We start from the raw sequence: 14,634 nt of genomic DNA, 5'->3' as shown, positions 1-14,634 counted from the left end.
GCGCTAGCCTGCCGACACATATCTCATGCACGACGCGAATAGCTCCTATTTAAAATTTTTGCAGGAAGAACTGGTGCAGACTCGCTTGCAGCGCCAGCAGCTGGAGGAAGAGCTGGAGCAGCATATGGGCTTTAGGAAATCGTTGCGCCATGCCTGGGCTTATGGCCTGGGCGCGCTTCGGCTTCGGGCCCAGCGGTTCTATCATCGGTTTTTCTCGGCCGAGCGCAAAGATATTCGGGCCCGGCAGCTGCCGGGGCGCGCCGATTACAAGCCTTACCAGATTGAGCTGCGCCCGCCGGCCGTGGCCCGGCGCAAGCGCGTGGTTCATGCCATAGCCTCGTTTGCGGTGGGGGGCTCGCAGCAATTAATAGTAGATATTATTGAGGGCAGCAGCGATTTGTATGAGCACCAGGTTATTTTGTATAACGACTACGAGTGGAAGTACTACGCCGGGGTGCCCATTACCGAGCTGGCGTACATGCGCCATACCGAGGAGGCCCTAGCCCTGTTTCGCGAGCTTAAGCCCGATATTGTGCACGTGCACTACTGGGGCAACCGGGTGAATGGCTATGAGCACTGGCGCTGGTACCACCAAATATTTGAGGCGGCATTTGCCTACGGGGCGCACGTAATCGAAAACTGCAACAACCCCATTGTGCCCTATTTGCACGAGAAGATTGAGCGGTACGCCTACGTAAGCAAGTATGCGCAGGACTATTTTGGCATTCCCTCGCCCAACAACCAGGTAGTGTACCCGGGGTCTAACTTTTCGGTGTTTACGCGCCCCGAGGAGCCGATGCCGCAGGACTGCATTGGCATGGTGTACCGGCTGGACCGCGACAAGCTGAATGCCGAGTCGATAGACGTCTTTATAAAAGTTATTCAGCGCCGGCCGCAAACCAGGGCCCTCATTGTAGGCAAAGGCTATTACGATGAGTTGTACCGCCAGAAAGTAGCCGAGGCGGGCCTCACGGATAGGATTGAGTTCACGGGCGTTATCCCGTACAAAGACCTGCCTGAGTACTACCGGCGCATGTCGGTATTTGTGGCGCCGGTGCACAAGGAGAGCTTTGGGCAGGTAACGCCGTTTGCCATGAACATGCGCATTCCGGTGGCGGCCTACGAGGTAGGTGCCCTGCGCGAAATACTGGTGAGCGACGACGTTTTTGCCCCGGCCGGCGATAGCGATGCCCTGGCCGATACCATTGTGCGGCTGCTTGACCAGCCCGCCCGCCTGAAAGAGCTGGGGCAGTTCAACCGCGAGCGGGCGCAACGCTTGTTTTCGCTCGAAGCAATGGTGGAGGCCTACCGGGAGATGTATGCCGAACTGCTAGGCCAGGCTAAAACCAACTAAGCGCCATGCCAAACGACCAGCCCCTTATCAGCGTTATTATTCCGTGCTACAATTATGCAGCCTACATCCGCGATGCCATTGAGAGCATTTTAGCCCAGACGCATGAAAACTGGGAAATGCTCATCATCGACGATGGCTCGAAGGATAATACGGCGCCCATTGCGCAGGAATATGCAGCCCGGGATGCCCGCATTGCCTACCACTACCAGGCCAACCAGGGCCTGTCGGCGGCACGCAACACCGGGCTAGGCCTTGCCAAGGGCGAATACGTGCAGCTGCTGGACGCCGACGACTACCTGGCGCCCAGCAAGCTGGCGCTTCACGCGGCGGTGCTGCGCGAGCGCCCGGAGGTAGCACTGGTGTTTGGCGACACGTATAATTTCCAGCACGCCGAGGTGGTAGCCGAGCGCACCATCGTGCCGTTGCACCTGCGAATGGGACCTGTTTCGGGGCAGGGCCAGGGGCTAGCTCTGCACATGGCCCACGACAACATGTTTTTGCCCGGCAATCCGGTTTTTCGTAAGTCGCTGGCCGACCAGATTGGCAAGTTCAGCGAACAGTTGTTTTCGCTCGAAGACTGGCATTTTTGGTACCGGGGCGTGCTGTTAGGAGCGGCTTATGCCTATGACAACCGCCCGGGCACCGAATTTTACGCCCGCACCCACGGCAATAATATGTCGGGCAATCGGTACAAGATGTGGAAGTATAAGATTCACGCCCGGCAACTACTTATCGACCAAATCCAAACGCAGCTAGATACCAAGGCGACTACCACCTTACAGCTGCAGCCGCTGCTGGCCAAGCACCTAATGCTGCTTTATGAAGAGCAGGCGCGCTTCAACCTGTTGTTTGAGAGCGTGGGCCAAGGGATAGCGAATACCTTTCGCTATTTTTTGAAGGGGGAAAAACCTGGCCATATCTGGTACGACAGTGCCTATTGGCTGAAGGAGCGCCTGCTGGGGCGCAACAAAATCAGCGCGTAAACGCAGTAGAACACGTAGTACCATTACGAATTGAACAGGCATGATTAACTGGCTGAAAAACCACTGGCTACTCGCCGACGGGGCCCTGTTTCGGCAGTTGCGCGTTGTGCCCGATTCGCTGGTGCTAACCGAGCACGGTCGCATCTGGCTGCACAACTGGAAGGGGCTGCTGCAAATTCGGCTGCGCTTCCAGAAAAAGCGCCTGCCCGCCGGCAAGCCCTACGTGCGGGTGCACACCTCGTACCGCGGCTATTACCACTGGCTGCTCGAAAGCGTGCCCAAGCTGCTGGAGGCCCAGCGCACCATCTCAGATTTTACGCTGCTGCTGCCCGCTTCCTACACCGATACGTTTTACGCCGATACGCTACGCCTGCTTCGGCTCACGGCAATAGAGCGCCTGCAGCCCCAGACTATGTACCGGGTGCCGGAGCTAGCCCTGCCGCTGCTGCCCGAGGCCCAGGGCAACTACTCGGCCCAGACCATGCGCGAGATAAAGACCGTGTTTCTGGCCGCTGCCGGGGTAGGCGCCGAGGCGGCGGCGCCGGCCACCCGCCTGTACATCAGCCGGCGCAAGGCGCCGCGCCGCAAAGTGCTGAACGAGGCCGAGGTAGAACAGCTGCTAGGCCGCTACGGCTTTCAATGCGTGTGCTTCGAAGACTTTGCGTTTGAGGAGCAGCTGCGCCTGTGCGCCAGTGCCAACGTGCTGGTGAGTATGCACGGCGCCGGCCTGGCAAACATGATATTTATGCCCGAGCAGTCGACGGTAGTAGAGTTTCGCAAGTTCGACGATGGTCAAAATTACTTTTTCACGCAGCTGGGCGAAACGCTGGGCTACCAGTATCACCTGCAATATTGCCCCGCAGCCGATGAGCAAAAATCGGTGCAGGATGCTGATTTATACGTAGATATTGCCGCGCTCGACGCCGTTTTGCAGCAGCTGCCTGCCTAGCTGCCCCATCCCCTCTGGCCATGACCCCGGTAAAAGTCTCCGTCTTAATCCCAGCCTACAACGCGGCGCCTTACATCGAGCAAACCCTGGATTCGGTGCTGGCCCAAACCTGGCCGCACCTGGAAGTGATAGTGGTCGACGACGGCTCGCGCGATGACACCCTGGCCAAAGCCCGGCGCTATGCCAGCGATAAGGTGCAAGTGGTGTCGCAGGCCAATGCGGGGGCTAGCGCGGCGCGCAACCGGGCCTTTGCCCTGGCCACCGGCGACTACATTCAATACCTTGATGCCGACGACCTGCTGCACCCCGACAAAATTCGGGCGCAGCTGGCCTGCCTGCGGCAGCACCCGGGCGCCCGGCTCGCGGCCTCGGCCTGGGCCATGTTTTACCACGAGCCCGACGAGCAGGCCCTGCGCCCCACCGTGCTGTGGCAAGACTACACTGACCCCGTGCAGTGGCTCGTAACGGCTTGGGAAAACAGCGTGTGGATGCAGCCCTCGGCCTGGCTCACGCATCGCACGCTCATTGAGGCAGCCGGCCCCTGGAACGAGCGCATCTCGCTGCACGACGATGGGGAGTTTTTCAGCCGGGTGCTGCTGAAAACCACCAACATCATCCCGTTTTGTGCGGCCGCCAAGTCGTTCTATCGCAAGGGCTTAAGCGACTCGCTGAGCAGCATTGTCAGCGAAAAAGCCGTGCAGTCGCACCTGGCCGTGTGCCAGTCGTATGAGGCCAGCCTGCTAGCCCAGCGCGACGATGCGCAAACCCGGCAGGCCTGCGCCAATAATTACCAACGCCTTATCTACGAGTACTATCCGCACTACCCGGCGGTGCGGCAGCTGGCCGCCGCCCGGGTGCGGGCGCTGGGTGGCAGCACCGCGCAGCCGTTTAGCACGCCCATGTTCCGGGTGCTCGATAAGCTGCTGGGGTGGCGCTTGTCCAAGCGCGCGAAAAATTTCGTTTACCAACAAGGGCTGAACCCTGCGGCGTGGTTGCGCCGCCGCTAAAGCAGCTTTCTCTTTATGCCCAGAGTTTCCGTCGTGCTACCCGTCTACAACGTGGCGGCCCATATTCAGCAAACCATTGAAAGCCTGCTGCGGCAAACTTTTACCGATTTTGAGCTGCTGGTGCTCGACGACTGCTCGACCGATGATACTGTGGGTAAGGTGAGCGCCCTCGCCGACCCGCGCCTGCGCCTCATCCGCAACCCGCGCAACCTGGGCCGCGCCGGCACCGATAACGCGGCCCTGCCGCACGTGCAGGGCGAGTACATTGCCAAGATGGACGGCGATGATATGTGCCACCCCGAGCGCCTGGCCCGGCAGGTCGCTTTCCTCGACCAGCACCCCGAGGTGAATATCGTGGGCAGCTTTATGCAGAATTTCGGGGCTAGCACGTTTCTCAACCGCTATCCTGCACAACCGGATGACAGCAAGGTGCTTACCTTGTTTACGCTGCCCACCGGCAACCCTTCGATGATGATGCGCGCCAGCCTCTTCAAGGAGCAAGGCATGCACTACGACGCCACGCTGCGCCAAACCGAGGACTACGATTTTTGCGCACGCTACATCCGGCAGCTGCGCATTGCCACCATCCAGGCGCCGCTGATTGAGTACCGCGTGCCGGCGCGCACCCAGAAGCACGCCATTCTGAGCGAGCGCGAGAGCGTGTCGGATGTGGTGCGCGAGCAGCTGCTGCGCGCCTGGGGCATTCCCTTTACCGCCCGCGAGCTGCACGTGTACAATACCATCGCCATGCTGGAGCGCCCTAGCGGCAGCGTAACCCTGGCCGAAGCCGCTGCCTGGCTGCAAAAGCTGGTGGCCTACAACGAGCAGCAGCCGCTCTTCGAGCCGGCGGCGCTGCGGCGCGGGGTGGGGGAGCGGTGGTTTGAAGTGTGCTTTACCTACCAGCAGCCGCGCCTGCGGGGCCTGGCCCAGTATTACCGCAGCCCGCTGGCCAGCTACTGGCAGCCCACGGCCAAGCAGCGGCTGAGCCTGGCCTTGCGCGCACTGCGCGGGTTCTGAGCCGGCTGCTAGCCCTCGCTACTATGAGCAAGCTTGGCGGGGTGCGCAACTAAAGGCTGACGCCTGCTTTGGGGCCGACGAGCGCTGGCCTGTTGGTAATAAGCTGATTATCAAAAAAGTGTAACAGCATTGCGGCACCCTGGGCCGCCAGATGAAGCAGGCTTGTTTATCTTTGAGGCCCACTACGGGCGAAAATTTTGTTTTGAGTGGCAACAGTGGCAACGCCTTTCGGGCGAATGGCTCAATTTGTGGTTGCCACAAGTCCTTTCAACGCTACCGGCCAATGCCCACATCACCTCGGAATATTATGCTGCTGATTCCAAACTTCGGGTTTGGAGGGGCTCAACAAGTATTCCACGACCACAGTGTGGAACTCACGCGTTTGGGCTACCACGTCACGGAGTGCGTTTTCAACCTCGACCAGGCCGATGCCTACCCTAGCGGCAACCCGGTAATCAACCTCGACGTGCCCGGCCACGGCTCGGCCCTCACCAAGATGCAGCACTTCTGGCAGCGCTGCACCCGCGCCCGCAGCGCTAAAAAGAAAACCCATACCGATGTATGCATCAGTCATTTGGAAGGGGGCGACTACGTAAATCTGCTTAGCCAGAGCGGCGAAAAAACGATTCTTTGCATTCACGGCTCCAAGGTGCACGATGGCGAGATACTGGGCTGGGTGGGCTGGTTCCGGCAGAAGGTATTTATGCCCTTCCTCTACCGGCGCCCCGACCATATTGTGACGGTGAGCCGTGACATCCGGCAGGAGCTTATCGAGCATTATCAGCTGGACCCCACGCGCATCACCACCATCAACAACTTCTTTCATCCGGCCAAGATTCTGCGCCGGGCTGCCGAAGCTATTGACCCCATCTACGAGCAGCTATTCAGCCACCCGCACCTGATGATTTCGTCGGGCCGGCTCGCCAAGCAAAAAAACCAAGCCCCACTGCTCGACGTGCTGGCCGAGCTGCTGAAAGTGCAGCCCGACGCCAAGCTGGTTATCCTGGGCGATGGCGAACTGCGCAACGACCTTGTGGCGCAGGCGCAAGCGCTAGGCCTGAAATTTTACCAGGCCTGGAACAACGACTCGCTGGCCGAGGAGTACAGCCTGTACTTCCTGGGCTACCAGGCCAACCCGTTTCCGTACATCCGGCGGGCCAAGCTATTTGTGTTTCCCTCGGGTTGGGAGGGCTTCCCGATGGCGCTGGGCGAGGCCATGATTTGTGGCCTGCCGGTGGTTTCTACCGATTGCCCCACCGGCCCGCGCGAGATGCTAGCCCCCGCCACGGCCGCCGGCACCCGCCTCGCGGCCGCCGAATACGGCGAATACGGCGTGCTCATGCCGCTGCTAAAAGACGATTACCGCCAGCACGTGCGCCAGGTGTGGGTAGAAACCCTGCAAAAAATGCTGCTTGATACTGCCTTGCGGGCTCACTACGCCCAACAAGCGCAGAAGCGCATGGAAGACTTCACGGCCGAGCGCATTTTTCAGCAGTGGGAGCAAGTCATTCAGCAGGTAGCGGCCCAATGAGCAACGCGCTAGCCCCCACCCGTGCCGGCCAGCCCAAGCGCGTGCTGGTCGTCGACAACTGCGTAGCCCTGACCGGAGCGCTGAAGGCTATTCTGAATTCGCTGCGCGATATCCGCGCTGAGTTTCCTGGCCTATTAGAGTTCGAGTTTGTGCTGCCGGTTGGCAGCACGGCCATCGAGCCCATCAGCCGCGAAGGCTACGTGGTGCACACCATTCCTTTTGTGGAAATAAGTAAGCGCCGCAAGGACTTGCTACGCTACGCGCCCATGCTGCTACGCAACAGCTGGCGGCTGCGCACGCTGGCCCGGCAGCGCCAGGCCGGCCTGGTGCACCTGAACGACTTTTTCAACATGGCCGGCATTGTGGGCAAATGGCTGGGCGGGCCCAAGCTGCTGACCCACGTGCGCCTGCTGCCGCAGAACTTTCCGGGCCCACTGCGCAAGCTGTGGGTGGGCGCCGACGTGCGTTTTGCCGACCAGGTTATCTGCGTATCGGAGGCCGTGCAGGCCAGTTTCCCGCAGGCCGCCAATGTGCAGGTAATTGCCGACCCCATCCCTCAGGGCGAAAAGCACCCGCTGCCCGCCCCCGACCACGCCGAGGGCCGTGCCCGCACCGGCCAGCTGCGGCTGCTGTACCTGGCCAATTACATCCAGGGCAAAGGCCACGACCATGCCGTGGCAGCCTTCATTGCGGCCCACCGCCAGAACCCGCGCCTGCAGCTAGCCTTCTTCGGCGGCGACATGGGCCTGGAAAAAAACCGCGCTTTTCGCCGCCAGCTCGAGGCCGAGGTGCAAGCGGCGGGCCTAGCCGAGGCCGTGCAGTTTGGCGATTTTGTGCAGGATGTGGAGCAGGAGATTAAGCGGGCCGACATCGTGCTCAATTTCTCCGAAACCGAGTCGTTTTCCCTCACCTGCCTCGATGCCCTGTACTACGGCACCGCGCTTGTGGCCTCCGATTGCGGCGGCCCCCGCGAGCTGTTCGAGCACGAGCGCTCGGGGCTGCTGGTGCCTAATAAAGACCGCCCGGCCATGACGGCTGCCATCCTGGAGCTAGCGGCTGATGCCGACAAGCGCGCCCGCTTCGCGGCGGCCGGCCGCACCTACGTGCGCCAAAAATTCAGCCCCGACCACACGTACCGCAAGCTTAAAGACGTCTACCTGACGCTCCTCTCCTCATGAGTACCCTAGCCGCACCGCTCCCGCCTGGCGAGGCCAACGTGTTCGTTTTCGACGTGTGCGACACGCTGTTTTATTCCAACACTACCTTCGATTTTCTGCAGTTCGTGTTGCAGCAGCAGGGTGCCGCCGGCAAGCAAACTATCCTGAAGGCCCTGACCACGCGCTGGTCGCCGCTCTTCGTGGGCCTGGCCGTGTGGCAAAAAGCGGTGGGCGGCGACCCCATCAAAGCCGTGGCCCTGCGCCTGCTGGCCGGCACGCCCAAAGCCGAGCTGTACGCCCTGGGCCGCCGCTTCGTGGCCGAGTTTCTGCCCACGCGGCGCATTGCGCGCTCGCACGAGCTGCTGGCGGGCCTGGCCGCTACCTCCACGCGCGTGCTGCTGCTATCGGCTAGCCTCGACCCGATTATTGCGGCCCTGGCCGAGGCGCTGGGGCCGGTAGAGTTTGTGTCGTCGCAGCTGGAGTATGATGCGCAGGACCGCGCCACGGGGCGCCTCCAGCGCGAGCTTACCGGCCAGAAGCAGCACGCCCTGCAAGAGTTGCTAGCCCACCAGACCGAACCCGTGCGCCTGGCCGTAGCCACCGACAATTTCACCGACCTCGAGCTCGTAACCCAGGCGCAGGTGCGCTACGTGGTGGTGCACAGTGCCGCCGCCAAACAGTTCTGGCAAAAGCTGAACCCGCAATTTATCGAGGCTTACCACTAACTATGAGCTTTTTACGCTTTCTGCTGCCCTATACCTATTTCTACGGAAGCCGGGTAAAGCAGTTCAAGTACAACCTGTACTACCTGATTATCGACTGGGCCGTGCCCTTCGCTCTGCTGACGTACTTTACCAACTACGACTGGCAGCGCGCCCTCGTGCACTTTGTGCTGGCTTACCTGGCGTTTATTTCCATCTACGAGATAGGCTACCTGGGCAACGATGTCTACAGCGTGCGCAAGGAAGACAAGCCCCGGCGGCGGGTAAAGGACTTTGACCCTTCCGATGCGGTCGTGCTCCTCTGGATTGGCGTGCGGCTGGCCGCCTTCGGCCTGATTAGCTGGTACCTGCAGGTGCTTACCAACTCCCTTTGGCTGACTTTTTATGCGGTGCTAGCCATTTTCTTTTACCTGCACAATGCGCTCAAGGACAAGGAATTAAAGGTAATGACGTTCGTCAACCTGGCCTTTATGCGCTACTTTGCCCCCGTCTTTATCTTCCTGACGCCGGCGCAGCTTATGCTGCTGGCCGCCCCCATCTTTCTAAACTACGTGTTTTATCGCACGCTGATGTACATGGACAGCAAAGACCTGCTGAATATGCCCAGCCGCCGCGCCCCGGCCTATAAGGTCAACTACTATTTGCTGGCGCTGGGCGTAAGCACCCTGCTCTCGCTGATGGGGCATTCGTGGGTACCCGTTGCCATTACGGCCTACTATTTGCTGTTCTGGACCGCCGTTAAAGTCGCCGGGTTTCAGCCCCCACAGGCAGATAACTAGGCCTTGCACTGGGGAAAGGCTGCGCAATACTGCTAGCAGGTATATCGCGGCCGTAGCCATTAGGAAAGTGTTAACGGACTTAACTTTGACGTTACTACTCCTGAATTTTCTATATGGCCCCATCTTCTACGCTAGCCTTACCCGCCACGCATCATAAGCTAGCGGTAGCCCCACTCACGTACCAGCAGCTCGATATTCTGCACTGCCTGCGGGGGTTCTGCGCCTTGTACGTGGTAATATTTCACGCCAAGTTCATTTTGTGGGCGGGGGGGCGGCAGTACCTGGAAGCTCATCCGCGTGCTACCTGGGGAGTGACTGATTACCTGGCCTTTGCCCTCGATTTGCTGAGCGGAGCGGGCTATGAGATGGTGATTTTTTTCTTTGTGCTGTCCGGATTTTTTATTCGCTACGCCCAGCACAAGAAACATCGGAAAGCGGCTGATTTTTATCAGAACCGGCTGGTGCGCATTTACCCGCCCTTTTTGGTATCGCTTGTCCTGGCCGGCCTTGCGCTTACGGTCGTAGCTACCCAGGCGCCGCAGGCACTCGATGCGGGCGTGGGGCGAGAGCTAAACGCTACGTTGGCGGTGGCCTGGGCTGAGCTATGCAGCCTCAACGTCGTTGGTGCGCTGCGCGCAATTACTTTTCTGCACCTCGACCAGCATTACCTGGGTGACAACGTCGTTTATTGGTCGCTGCTACCCGAGGCGTTGTTCTACTTATTGGTGCCACTAGCCCTCTGGCGTGTGCGGTGGTATTACCTGGCCTCCGCGCTACTATTTGGCCTCGGCATTTACTTCGATTGGCGCGGAATACCAATGAGCAGCATCACGCGCTACCTGCTTTCTTATAACGCGTATTTTGCGGCGGGCATCGGCCTGTATGATGCCGTGGTGTGCACCAACTGGCTAGGGCAGGTACGCCGCCTGCCCAAATGGATGGTCCTAGGTGCGCTATTAGTGCTGTTACTTTTGCTGATAGAAGTAAGCCTGCTGAAAGTCAAAATCTTACCTACTCTACTGGCTGGTGTTTTAGCGGTAATGGCCGTGTCGGTATTGCTGGCGGGCTACATATCACCCCGCAACTGGCTGGTGCGGCTGTTGCACAAGATTGGCGAGTTCAGCTTCTCGTTATACCTCTACCATTACCCCCTGCTTCTGCTGCTCTACGCGGGGCTGGTGAGCTACACGGGCAAGCTGTTTATTTATCAGCGCATGTACTGGCTGGCCATCCCCGTAGTAACGATAGCGTGCTACGGCCTGTACATGATTACGGAGCGCCGGAGCGTCCAGTACTTTAGAAAATAAGCCTGGCTGCTAGGGGCGCTGCGGCCAGTAGTGGACCTTTTGCCCAGCTAACTACCAGCCGCGGCTAGGCCGCCGTGGCCAGGCGGGCACGCTGCACCGCTTTCTTGGCCAGCGGCTGCCCCATAATGAAGAGGGCGCTCAGGTAAAAGGGCATCAGGGGTATTTTATAGCGTACCAGGGTGCCGAAGTTGCCGCTGTTGGTGCCTACGCCTATCGCGAAGATGATGCTGAACAGAAAGCAAAAGGTAAGTACTGGCTGATTGGCAATCTGCCGGAAGCTGCCTACTATGCCCCGGCTCCATAACAGCCTGGCGGTGAGCCATAAAAGCATAAGCGCCTCCAGGGCCGAGAGCATCATGATGGGGTTGCGGGCTTCCCACAAAAAGGGGCGGAACAGCGTCACGATGATGGCCTGCGGGGCCACCTTCACCATAGAGCCCAGCGAGCCGTCGAAGCTGCCGATGTTATAAGATGAGCCCTGGTCTTTGGTGAGGGCATAAAGAAATTCCTGGTTGATTTTGGTGCGCTCGCCAATTTTCTCTACGTCATACTTGTCGTCGCCGGCCGTGAGGTTGGTAGCCCCCAGGTAGCCGGCGGCCAGGCCAAGCGCCAAAAAGAAAGGCCGCAGCATATTGCGCACCACGGCAGATTTAATATTCTGGTTGTATTCGTTGAAGGCCCAAAGCAGGGCTGGGGGTAAAAAGGAAAGTAGAATATAAACCTTCACGGAAGACAGCACATATACCCCCAGCAGGCCAACGAGCGCACTCTTTAGCAAGGTGCGCCGGATAATGAGGGCGCGGTAAAACCCGTAGAATGTCCAGCCAATGGCGCCGATGCACAGCGAATCTTTCATGAGCCCCGAGCCCCAGAAAAAAACGGAAGGCAGGAAAAAAACAGCAAAAGCCAGTTCCTTGTACGAAGCCGGCGCAATGCGCAGAAAAGTGACGTAGAGGCACCAGATGCCGCTAAAGCTGATGATGGCAAACATCAGCCCGATAACTGTATAAGTACAAAAGCAGAAAAGCGCGCAAAATGCCCCTACCCTGATAACGAAGTACTCGGTTGGCGAGCCAAACCAGTGCATCTGAGACGCATACTTGCTGATTGCCCCCGAATAAGTGCCATCGTTGCCGCCCAGCAGGCTCAGGCCCACACTAAAGCTGTCGCCAAAAGCACCGTAAATTACCTTGCTTTCGGAAAAGTAATTAAACGTATCGCCGGCCCCGTAATAAAACTGATAAATGAGCCCTAGCGCAATGGCACCCACAAATTTTACCGTGAGGGCCGGAATAAAATAGGGCTTCGTGTATTTATTGGTGAAGGAAGGGCGTACAGCAAAAGCTATGGCGTAGAATATCCCTAGGTAAATCGGCGTTAGGAATAAATCCTTCAGTTCCATCATGGCCGTAGTGCTTATTTAGTGGGATTCTTTTTGAGCCACGCTTTGGCTTCCTTGTACTGGTCCGACTTGCGGTCGGCTTTGTCGGCCACCACCTCGTAGTAGCGGTGCGCGGTGGCTATATCGCGGTCGCGGTCGGCCAGGCGGGCCAGGTTGGCGTTGGCAAATAAATAAAAGCCCCCGTCGGTTTCGCCGTTGCTTTCGGCAAATACGATGCAGCGCTGATAATAGTCCTTGGCTTTCGTTAAATCGCGGTATTTGTACTGCATGAGGTAGCCCATGAAGTAGCTGGCGTAGCGCCCGCTACTGGCCTCATAGCCTGGCATTCCCACGTTTATTTTATCCAGAATGTCCCTGCTGACTCGCTCGCACTCGGCAAAATCGGCCTGGTCGAAGCAGAGCAGGGCGTAGAAGCGGGCGAAGTAGCCATTGTCGGGATATTTGAGGGCTAGCCCGCGGGCAATGGGCATGGCGGCGGCCGTCTGGTGCTCGTCGTTGTGCAACAGCTTCATCAAGAACACCTTGGCCTCGACGCCGGTGTAGAAGCCGGTATTGGCCACCGTGCGTAATTGTGCCAGGCCTAGCTGCTTGTTGCCTTTGGGAAAAAACAGCAGCACGGGCTTGAGCAGCGGATAATTATCGGGAATCCAGACGGCATAATAATTAAACAGCGCCTCCCCGAATAAAAACTCGGGGCTGAGCCCGTTAGCTTCACTACTCTTCTGCAAGTAGTTGAGAGCCTGCTTGCTGTCTACCGTAGCCTTACGCCAGTTGTGGCGCTCCGAGTTGAGGCGCGCCGAAAAGCCGTTGGCCGCCGACAAAAAGAAATAGCCCTCGTAATTGTGCGGGTCGGCCTTTACCAAGCGCTCGCTGTAGGTATTGGCCGTATCCATGTAGGCAAAAAACGTCTTATCGTACTGCTTCGAGTCGAAGTTGGTCGGCATGATTTTCCACCACGTGCTCAGGCCCAGCAAAAAGTAGGGCATGGGGTGGTGGGGATAGCGGCGGCGCAGCGAGCGAAATTGCTTTTCGGCCTTGTCGTACTTGAAATTGTAGAGGTTTTGCACGGCCCCATCCAGCTCCAGCTGGATGTCCTTGTCGAGCAGCAGCCAGCCTTTGGTATCGGCCGTAGGCATCACGTTTACCGTGTCGATGGCAATGGTGCGCATACCTCGCACTTCGCCCACGCGCAGGCGGGTGGTATCGGCGGGCGTTTTTTGGGCCTGGGCCAGCAGCCCTGGCCCTAGCAAAAACAGCAGCACGAACCGACCACGCAAAAACCAATGAAGAACGGACATACAGGGCATGAAGGCAGAAAAAGGCGGGCTAGCCACCCGGGCAGAGCGGGTTTCAGCCCTACGAAAGTACGGCAGCGACTTTAGCTTTACCGGCTTAACGCCGTTAGCCACTGCCCCATGCAACTCCTGAAAACTCTTTGCCAGCTGCCCGCGCCCTCGGGCGAGGAAGCGGGCCTGACGCGCTTTCTGCTCGACTACGTGCGGCAGCACGGCCCTGGCTGGCGGCAGCCGCCGCTGGTGGTGCACGACGAGGCCCGGTTTCAGGACTGTCTGCTGCTGGTGTTTGGGCAGCCGCGCACGGCCGTTTTTGCGCACCTCGACAGCATCGGCTTCACGGTGCGCTACGGGCGCGAGCTGGTGCCCATCGGCGGCCCCGAATGCGAGGCGGGCTACGAGTTGGTGGGACGGGATGCGCAAGGGGAAATAGCGTGTACGCTGACGGTGGGGGCAGCGGCCGATGACGAAGAAACCGAGGCCCTGGGCTATGAGTTCAGCCGCGATATAGCGCCCGGTACCAGCCTCACGTTTGCCTGCGACTTTCGCGAAACCGACACCACCGTGCAGAGCTGCTACCTCGATAACCGCCTCGGCGTGTGGGCTGCCCTGCGCCTGGCCGAAACCCTCGAAAATGGCATTATCGCCTTCTCGTGCTGGGAAGAGCACGGCGGCGGCTCGGTACCCTACCTGGCGCGGTTTATCTACGAAACCTACGGCGTGCGGCAAGCCCTCATCTGCGATATTACCTGGGTGACCGAGGGCGTGAAGGCCGGCCAGGGCTGCGTCATCTCGCTGCGCGACTCGCTCATTCCGCGTCGCGCCTACGTCGAGCGCATCCGGGCCATTGCGCGGGCCAGCGGCATTGCGCACCAGGTCGAGGTAGAGGGCATCGGGGGCTCCGATGCCAAAGACTTGCAGCGCGCCGATATTCCCTGGGACTGGTGCTTTGTGGGCGCCCCCGAAGACAACGTGCACACGCCCCACGAAATAGTGGCTAAAGCCGACATTGCCAGCATGGTAGCGCTTTATGAAGTGCTGCTGCGCGAACTGTAAGGGCAGTCGCCTACATTTGCCGGGCCACGCTCAGTATCATGGGCTTAGGGGCACTTTTTCTTCCCACCCTCTTTCCCC

13 protein-coding genes are annotated in these 14,634 nt (G+C 59.2%); 11 read left to right on the top strand and 2 right to left on the bottom strand.

Annotated features, from left to right (window positions below; all coding sequences use genetic code 11):
* The first annotated feature begins 25 nt into the window (after positions 1–25).
* The 10 genes from Q5H89_RS03415 to Q5H89_RS03370 all read left to right on the top strand — a co-directional run bounded on the left by Q5H89_RS03415 (position 26) and on the right by Q5H89_RS03370 (position 10,806).
* Positions 26–1,354, top strand: coding sequence for a glycosyltransferase family 4 protein (locus Q5H89_RS03415; RefSeq protein ID WP_305017890.1), 1,329 nt, complete (start codon positions 26–28; stop codon positions 1,352–1,354).
* Positions 1,355–1,359: 5 nt separating this feature from the next.
* Positions 1,360–2,337: a glycosyltransferase family 2 protein gene (locus Q5H89_RS03410; protein ID WP_305017889.1), complete on the top strand. Its 978-nt coding sequence runs from the start codon at positions 1,360–1,362 to the stop codon at positions 2,335–2,337.
* A gap of 40 nt (positions 2,338–2,377) precedes the next feature.
* A complete protein-coding gene (locus Q5H89_RS03405; protein WP_305017888.1) occupies positions 2,378–3,286 on the top strand; it encodes a glycosyltransferase family 61 protein in 909 nt (302 codons plus the stop codon).
* A 20-nt stretch (positions 3,287–3,306) separates the two neighbouring features.
* Positions 3,307–4,293: a glycosyltransferase family A protein gene (locus tag Q5H89_RS03400; RefSeq protein WP_305017887.1), complete on the top strand. Its 987-nt coding sequence runs from the start codon at positions 3,307–3,309 to the stop codon at positions 4,291–4,293.
* A 15-nt stretch (positions 4,294–4,308) separates the two neighbouring features.
* Entirely contained in the window at positions 4,309–5,310 is a 1,002-nt protein-coding gene (locus tag Q5H89_RS03395; protein ID WP_305017886.1) for a glycosyltransferase family 2 protein, read from the top strand.
* Between the two features lie 307 nt (positions 5,311–5,617).
* A complete protein-coding gene (locus tag Q5H89_RS03390) occupies positions 5,618–6,841 on the top strand; it encodes a glycosyltransferase (RefSeq protein WP_305017885.1) in 1,224 nt (407 codons plus the stop codon).
* On the top strand, positions 6,838–8,019 hold the full coding sequence (locus Q5H89_RS03385; RefSeq protein ID WP_305017884.1) for a glycosyltransferase family 4 protein: 1,182 nt from the start codon (positions 6,838–6,840) through the stop codon (positions 8,017–8,019). Before Q5H89_RS03390 ends, Q5H89_RS03385 begins: the two co-directional genes overlap by 4 nt.
* Positions 8,016–8,723, top strand: coding sequence for a haloacid dehalogenase-like hydrolase (locus Q5H89_RS03380; protein ID WP_305017883.1), 708 nt, complete (start codon positions 8,016–8,018; stop codon positions 8,721–8,723). The genes Q5H89_RS03385 and Q5H89_RS03380 overlap by 4 nt, the downstream gene beginning before the upstream one ends.
* Positions 8,724–8,725: 2 nt before the next feature.
* Positions 8,726–9,499 (top strand): hypothetical protein, encoded by a 774-nt coding sequence (locus Q5H89_RS03375; RefSeq protein ID WP_305017882.1) that lies wholly within the window; start codon positions 8,726–8,728, stop codon positions 9,497–9,499.
* 113 nt (positions 9,500–9,612) lie between these two features.
* Positions 9,613–10,806 (top strand): acyltransferase family protein, encoded by a 1,194-nt coding sequence (locus Q5H89_RS03370; protein ID WP_305017881.1) that lies wholly within the window; start codon positions 9,613–9,615, stop codon positions 10,804–10,806.
* A gap of 64 nt (positions 10,807–10,870) precedes the next feature.
* On the opposite strand, the gene Q5H89_RS03365 is transcribed toward Q5H89_RS03370, so the two are convergent.
* Both Q5H89_RS03365 and Q5H89_RS03360 read right to left on the bottom strand, forming a co-directional pair.
* Positions 10,871–12,211 (bottom strand): hypothetical protein, encoded by a 1,341-nt coding sequence (locus Q5H89_RS03365; RefSeq protein ID WP_305017880.1) that lies wholly within the window; start codon positions 12,209–12,211, stop codon positions 10,871–10,873.
* Positions 12,212–12,222: 11 nt separating this feature from the next.
* Positions 12,223–13,506 carry a tol-pal system protein YbgF gene (locus tag Q5H89_RS03360; protein ID WP_305017879.1) on the bottom strand — a complete coding sequence of 428 codons (1,284 nt, stop codon included), beginning with the start codon at positions 13,504–13,506 and terminating at the stop codon, positions 12,223–12,225.
* Positions 13,507–13,623: 117 nt separating this feature from the next.
* Here Q5H89_RS03360 and Q5H89_RS03355 point away from each other — a divergent pair, with 117 nt between their 5' ends.
* Positions 13,624–14,556 (top strand): M20/M25/M40 family metallo-hydrolase, encoded by a 933-nt coding sequence (locus Q5H89_RS03355; protein ID WP_305017878.1) that lies wholly within the window; start codon positions 13,624–13,626, stop codon positions 14,554–14,556.
* Positions 14,557–14,634: the final 78 nt, after the last annotated feature.

The sequence above is a fragment of the Hymenobacter cheonanensis genome (assembly GCF_030581075.1).
Taxonomy (GTDB): domain Bacteria; phylum Bacteroidota; class Bacteroidia; order Cytophagales; family Hymenobacteraceae; genus Hymenobacter.
The sequence above is the reverse complement of the archived record's forward strand: the minus strand, read 5'-3'. Positions and strand labels throughout refer to the sequence as shown.

Bases quoted from the DNA above. Each gene is read 5' to 3' on its own strand.
- Q5H89_RS03415 (WP_305017890.1), top strand. From the start codon at position 26: ATGCACGACGCGAATAGCTCCTATTTAAAATTTTTGCAGGAAGAACTG.
- Q5H89_RS03410 (WP_305017889.1), top strand. From the start codon at position 1,360: ATGCCAAACGACCAGCCCCTTATCAGCGTTATTATTCCGTGCTACAAT.
- Q5H89_RS03405 (WP_305017888.1), top strand. From the start codon at position 2,378: ATGATTAACTGGCTGAAAAACCACTGGCTACTCGCCGACGGGGCCCTG.
- Q5H89_RS03400 (WP_305017887.1), top strand. From the start codon at position 3,307: ATGACCCCGGTAAAAGTCTCCGTCTTAATCCCAGCCTACAACGCGGCG.
- Q5H89_RS03395 (WP_305017886.1), top strand. From the start codon at position 4,309: ATGCCCAGAGTTTCCGTCGTGCTACCCGTCTACAACGTGGCGGCCCAT.
- Q5H89_RS03390 (WP_305017885.1), top strand. From the start codon at position 5,618: ATGCTGCTGATTCCAAACTTCGGGTTTGGAGGGGCTCAACAAGTATTC.
- Q5H89_RS03385 (WP_305017884.1), top strand. From the start codon at position 6,838: ATGAGCAACGCGCTAGCCCCCACCCGTGCCGGCCAGCCCAAGCGCGTG.
- Q5H89_RS03380 (WP_305017883.1), top strand. From the start codon at position 8,016: ATGAGTACCCTAGCCGCACCGCTCCCGCCTGGCGAGGCCAACGTGTTC.
- Q5H89_RS03375 (WP_305017882.1), top strand. From the start codon at position 8,726: ATGAGCTTTTTACGCTTTCTGCTGCCCTATACCTATTTCTACGGAAGC.
- Q5H89_RS03370 (WP_305017881.1), top strand. From the start codon at position 9,613: ATGGCCCCATCTTCTACGCTAGCCTTACCCGCCACGCATCATAAGCTA.
- Q5H89_RS03365 (WP_305017880.1), bottom strand. From the start codon at position 12,211: ATGATGGAACTGAAGGATTTATTCCTAACGCCGATTTACCTAGGGATA.
- Q5H89_RS03360 (WP_305017879.1), bottom strand. From the start codon at position 13,506: ATGTCCGTTCTTCATTGGTTTTTGCGTGGTCGGTTCGTGCTGCTGTTT.
- Q5H89_RS03355 (WP_305017878.1), top strand. From the start codon at position 13,624: ATGCAACTCCTGAAAACTCTTTGCCAGCTGCCCGCGCCCTCGGGCGAG.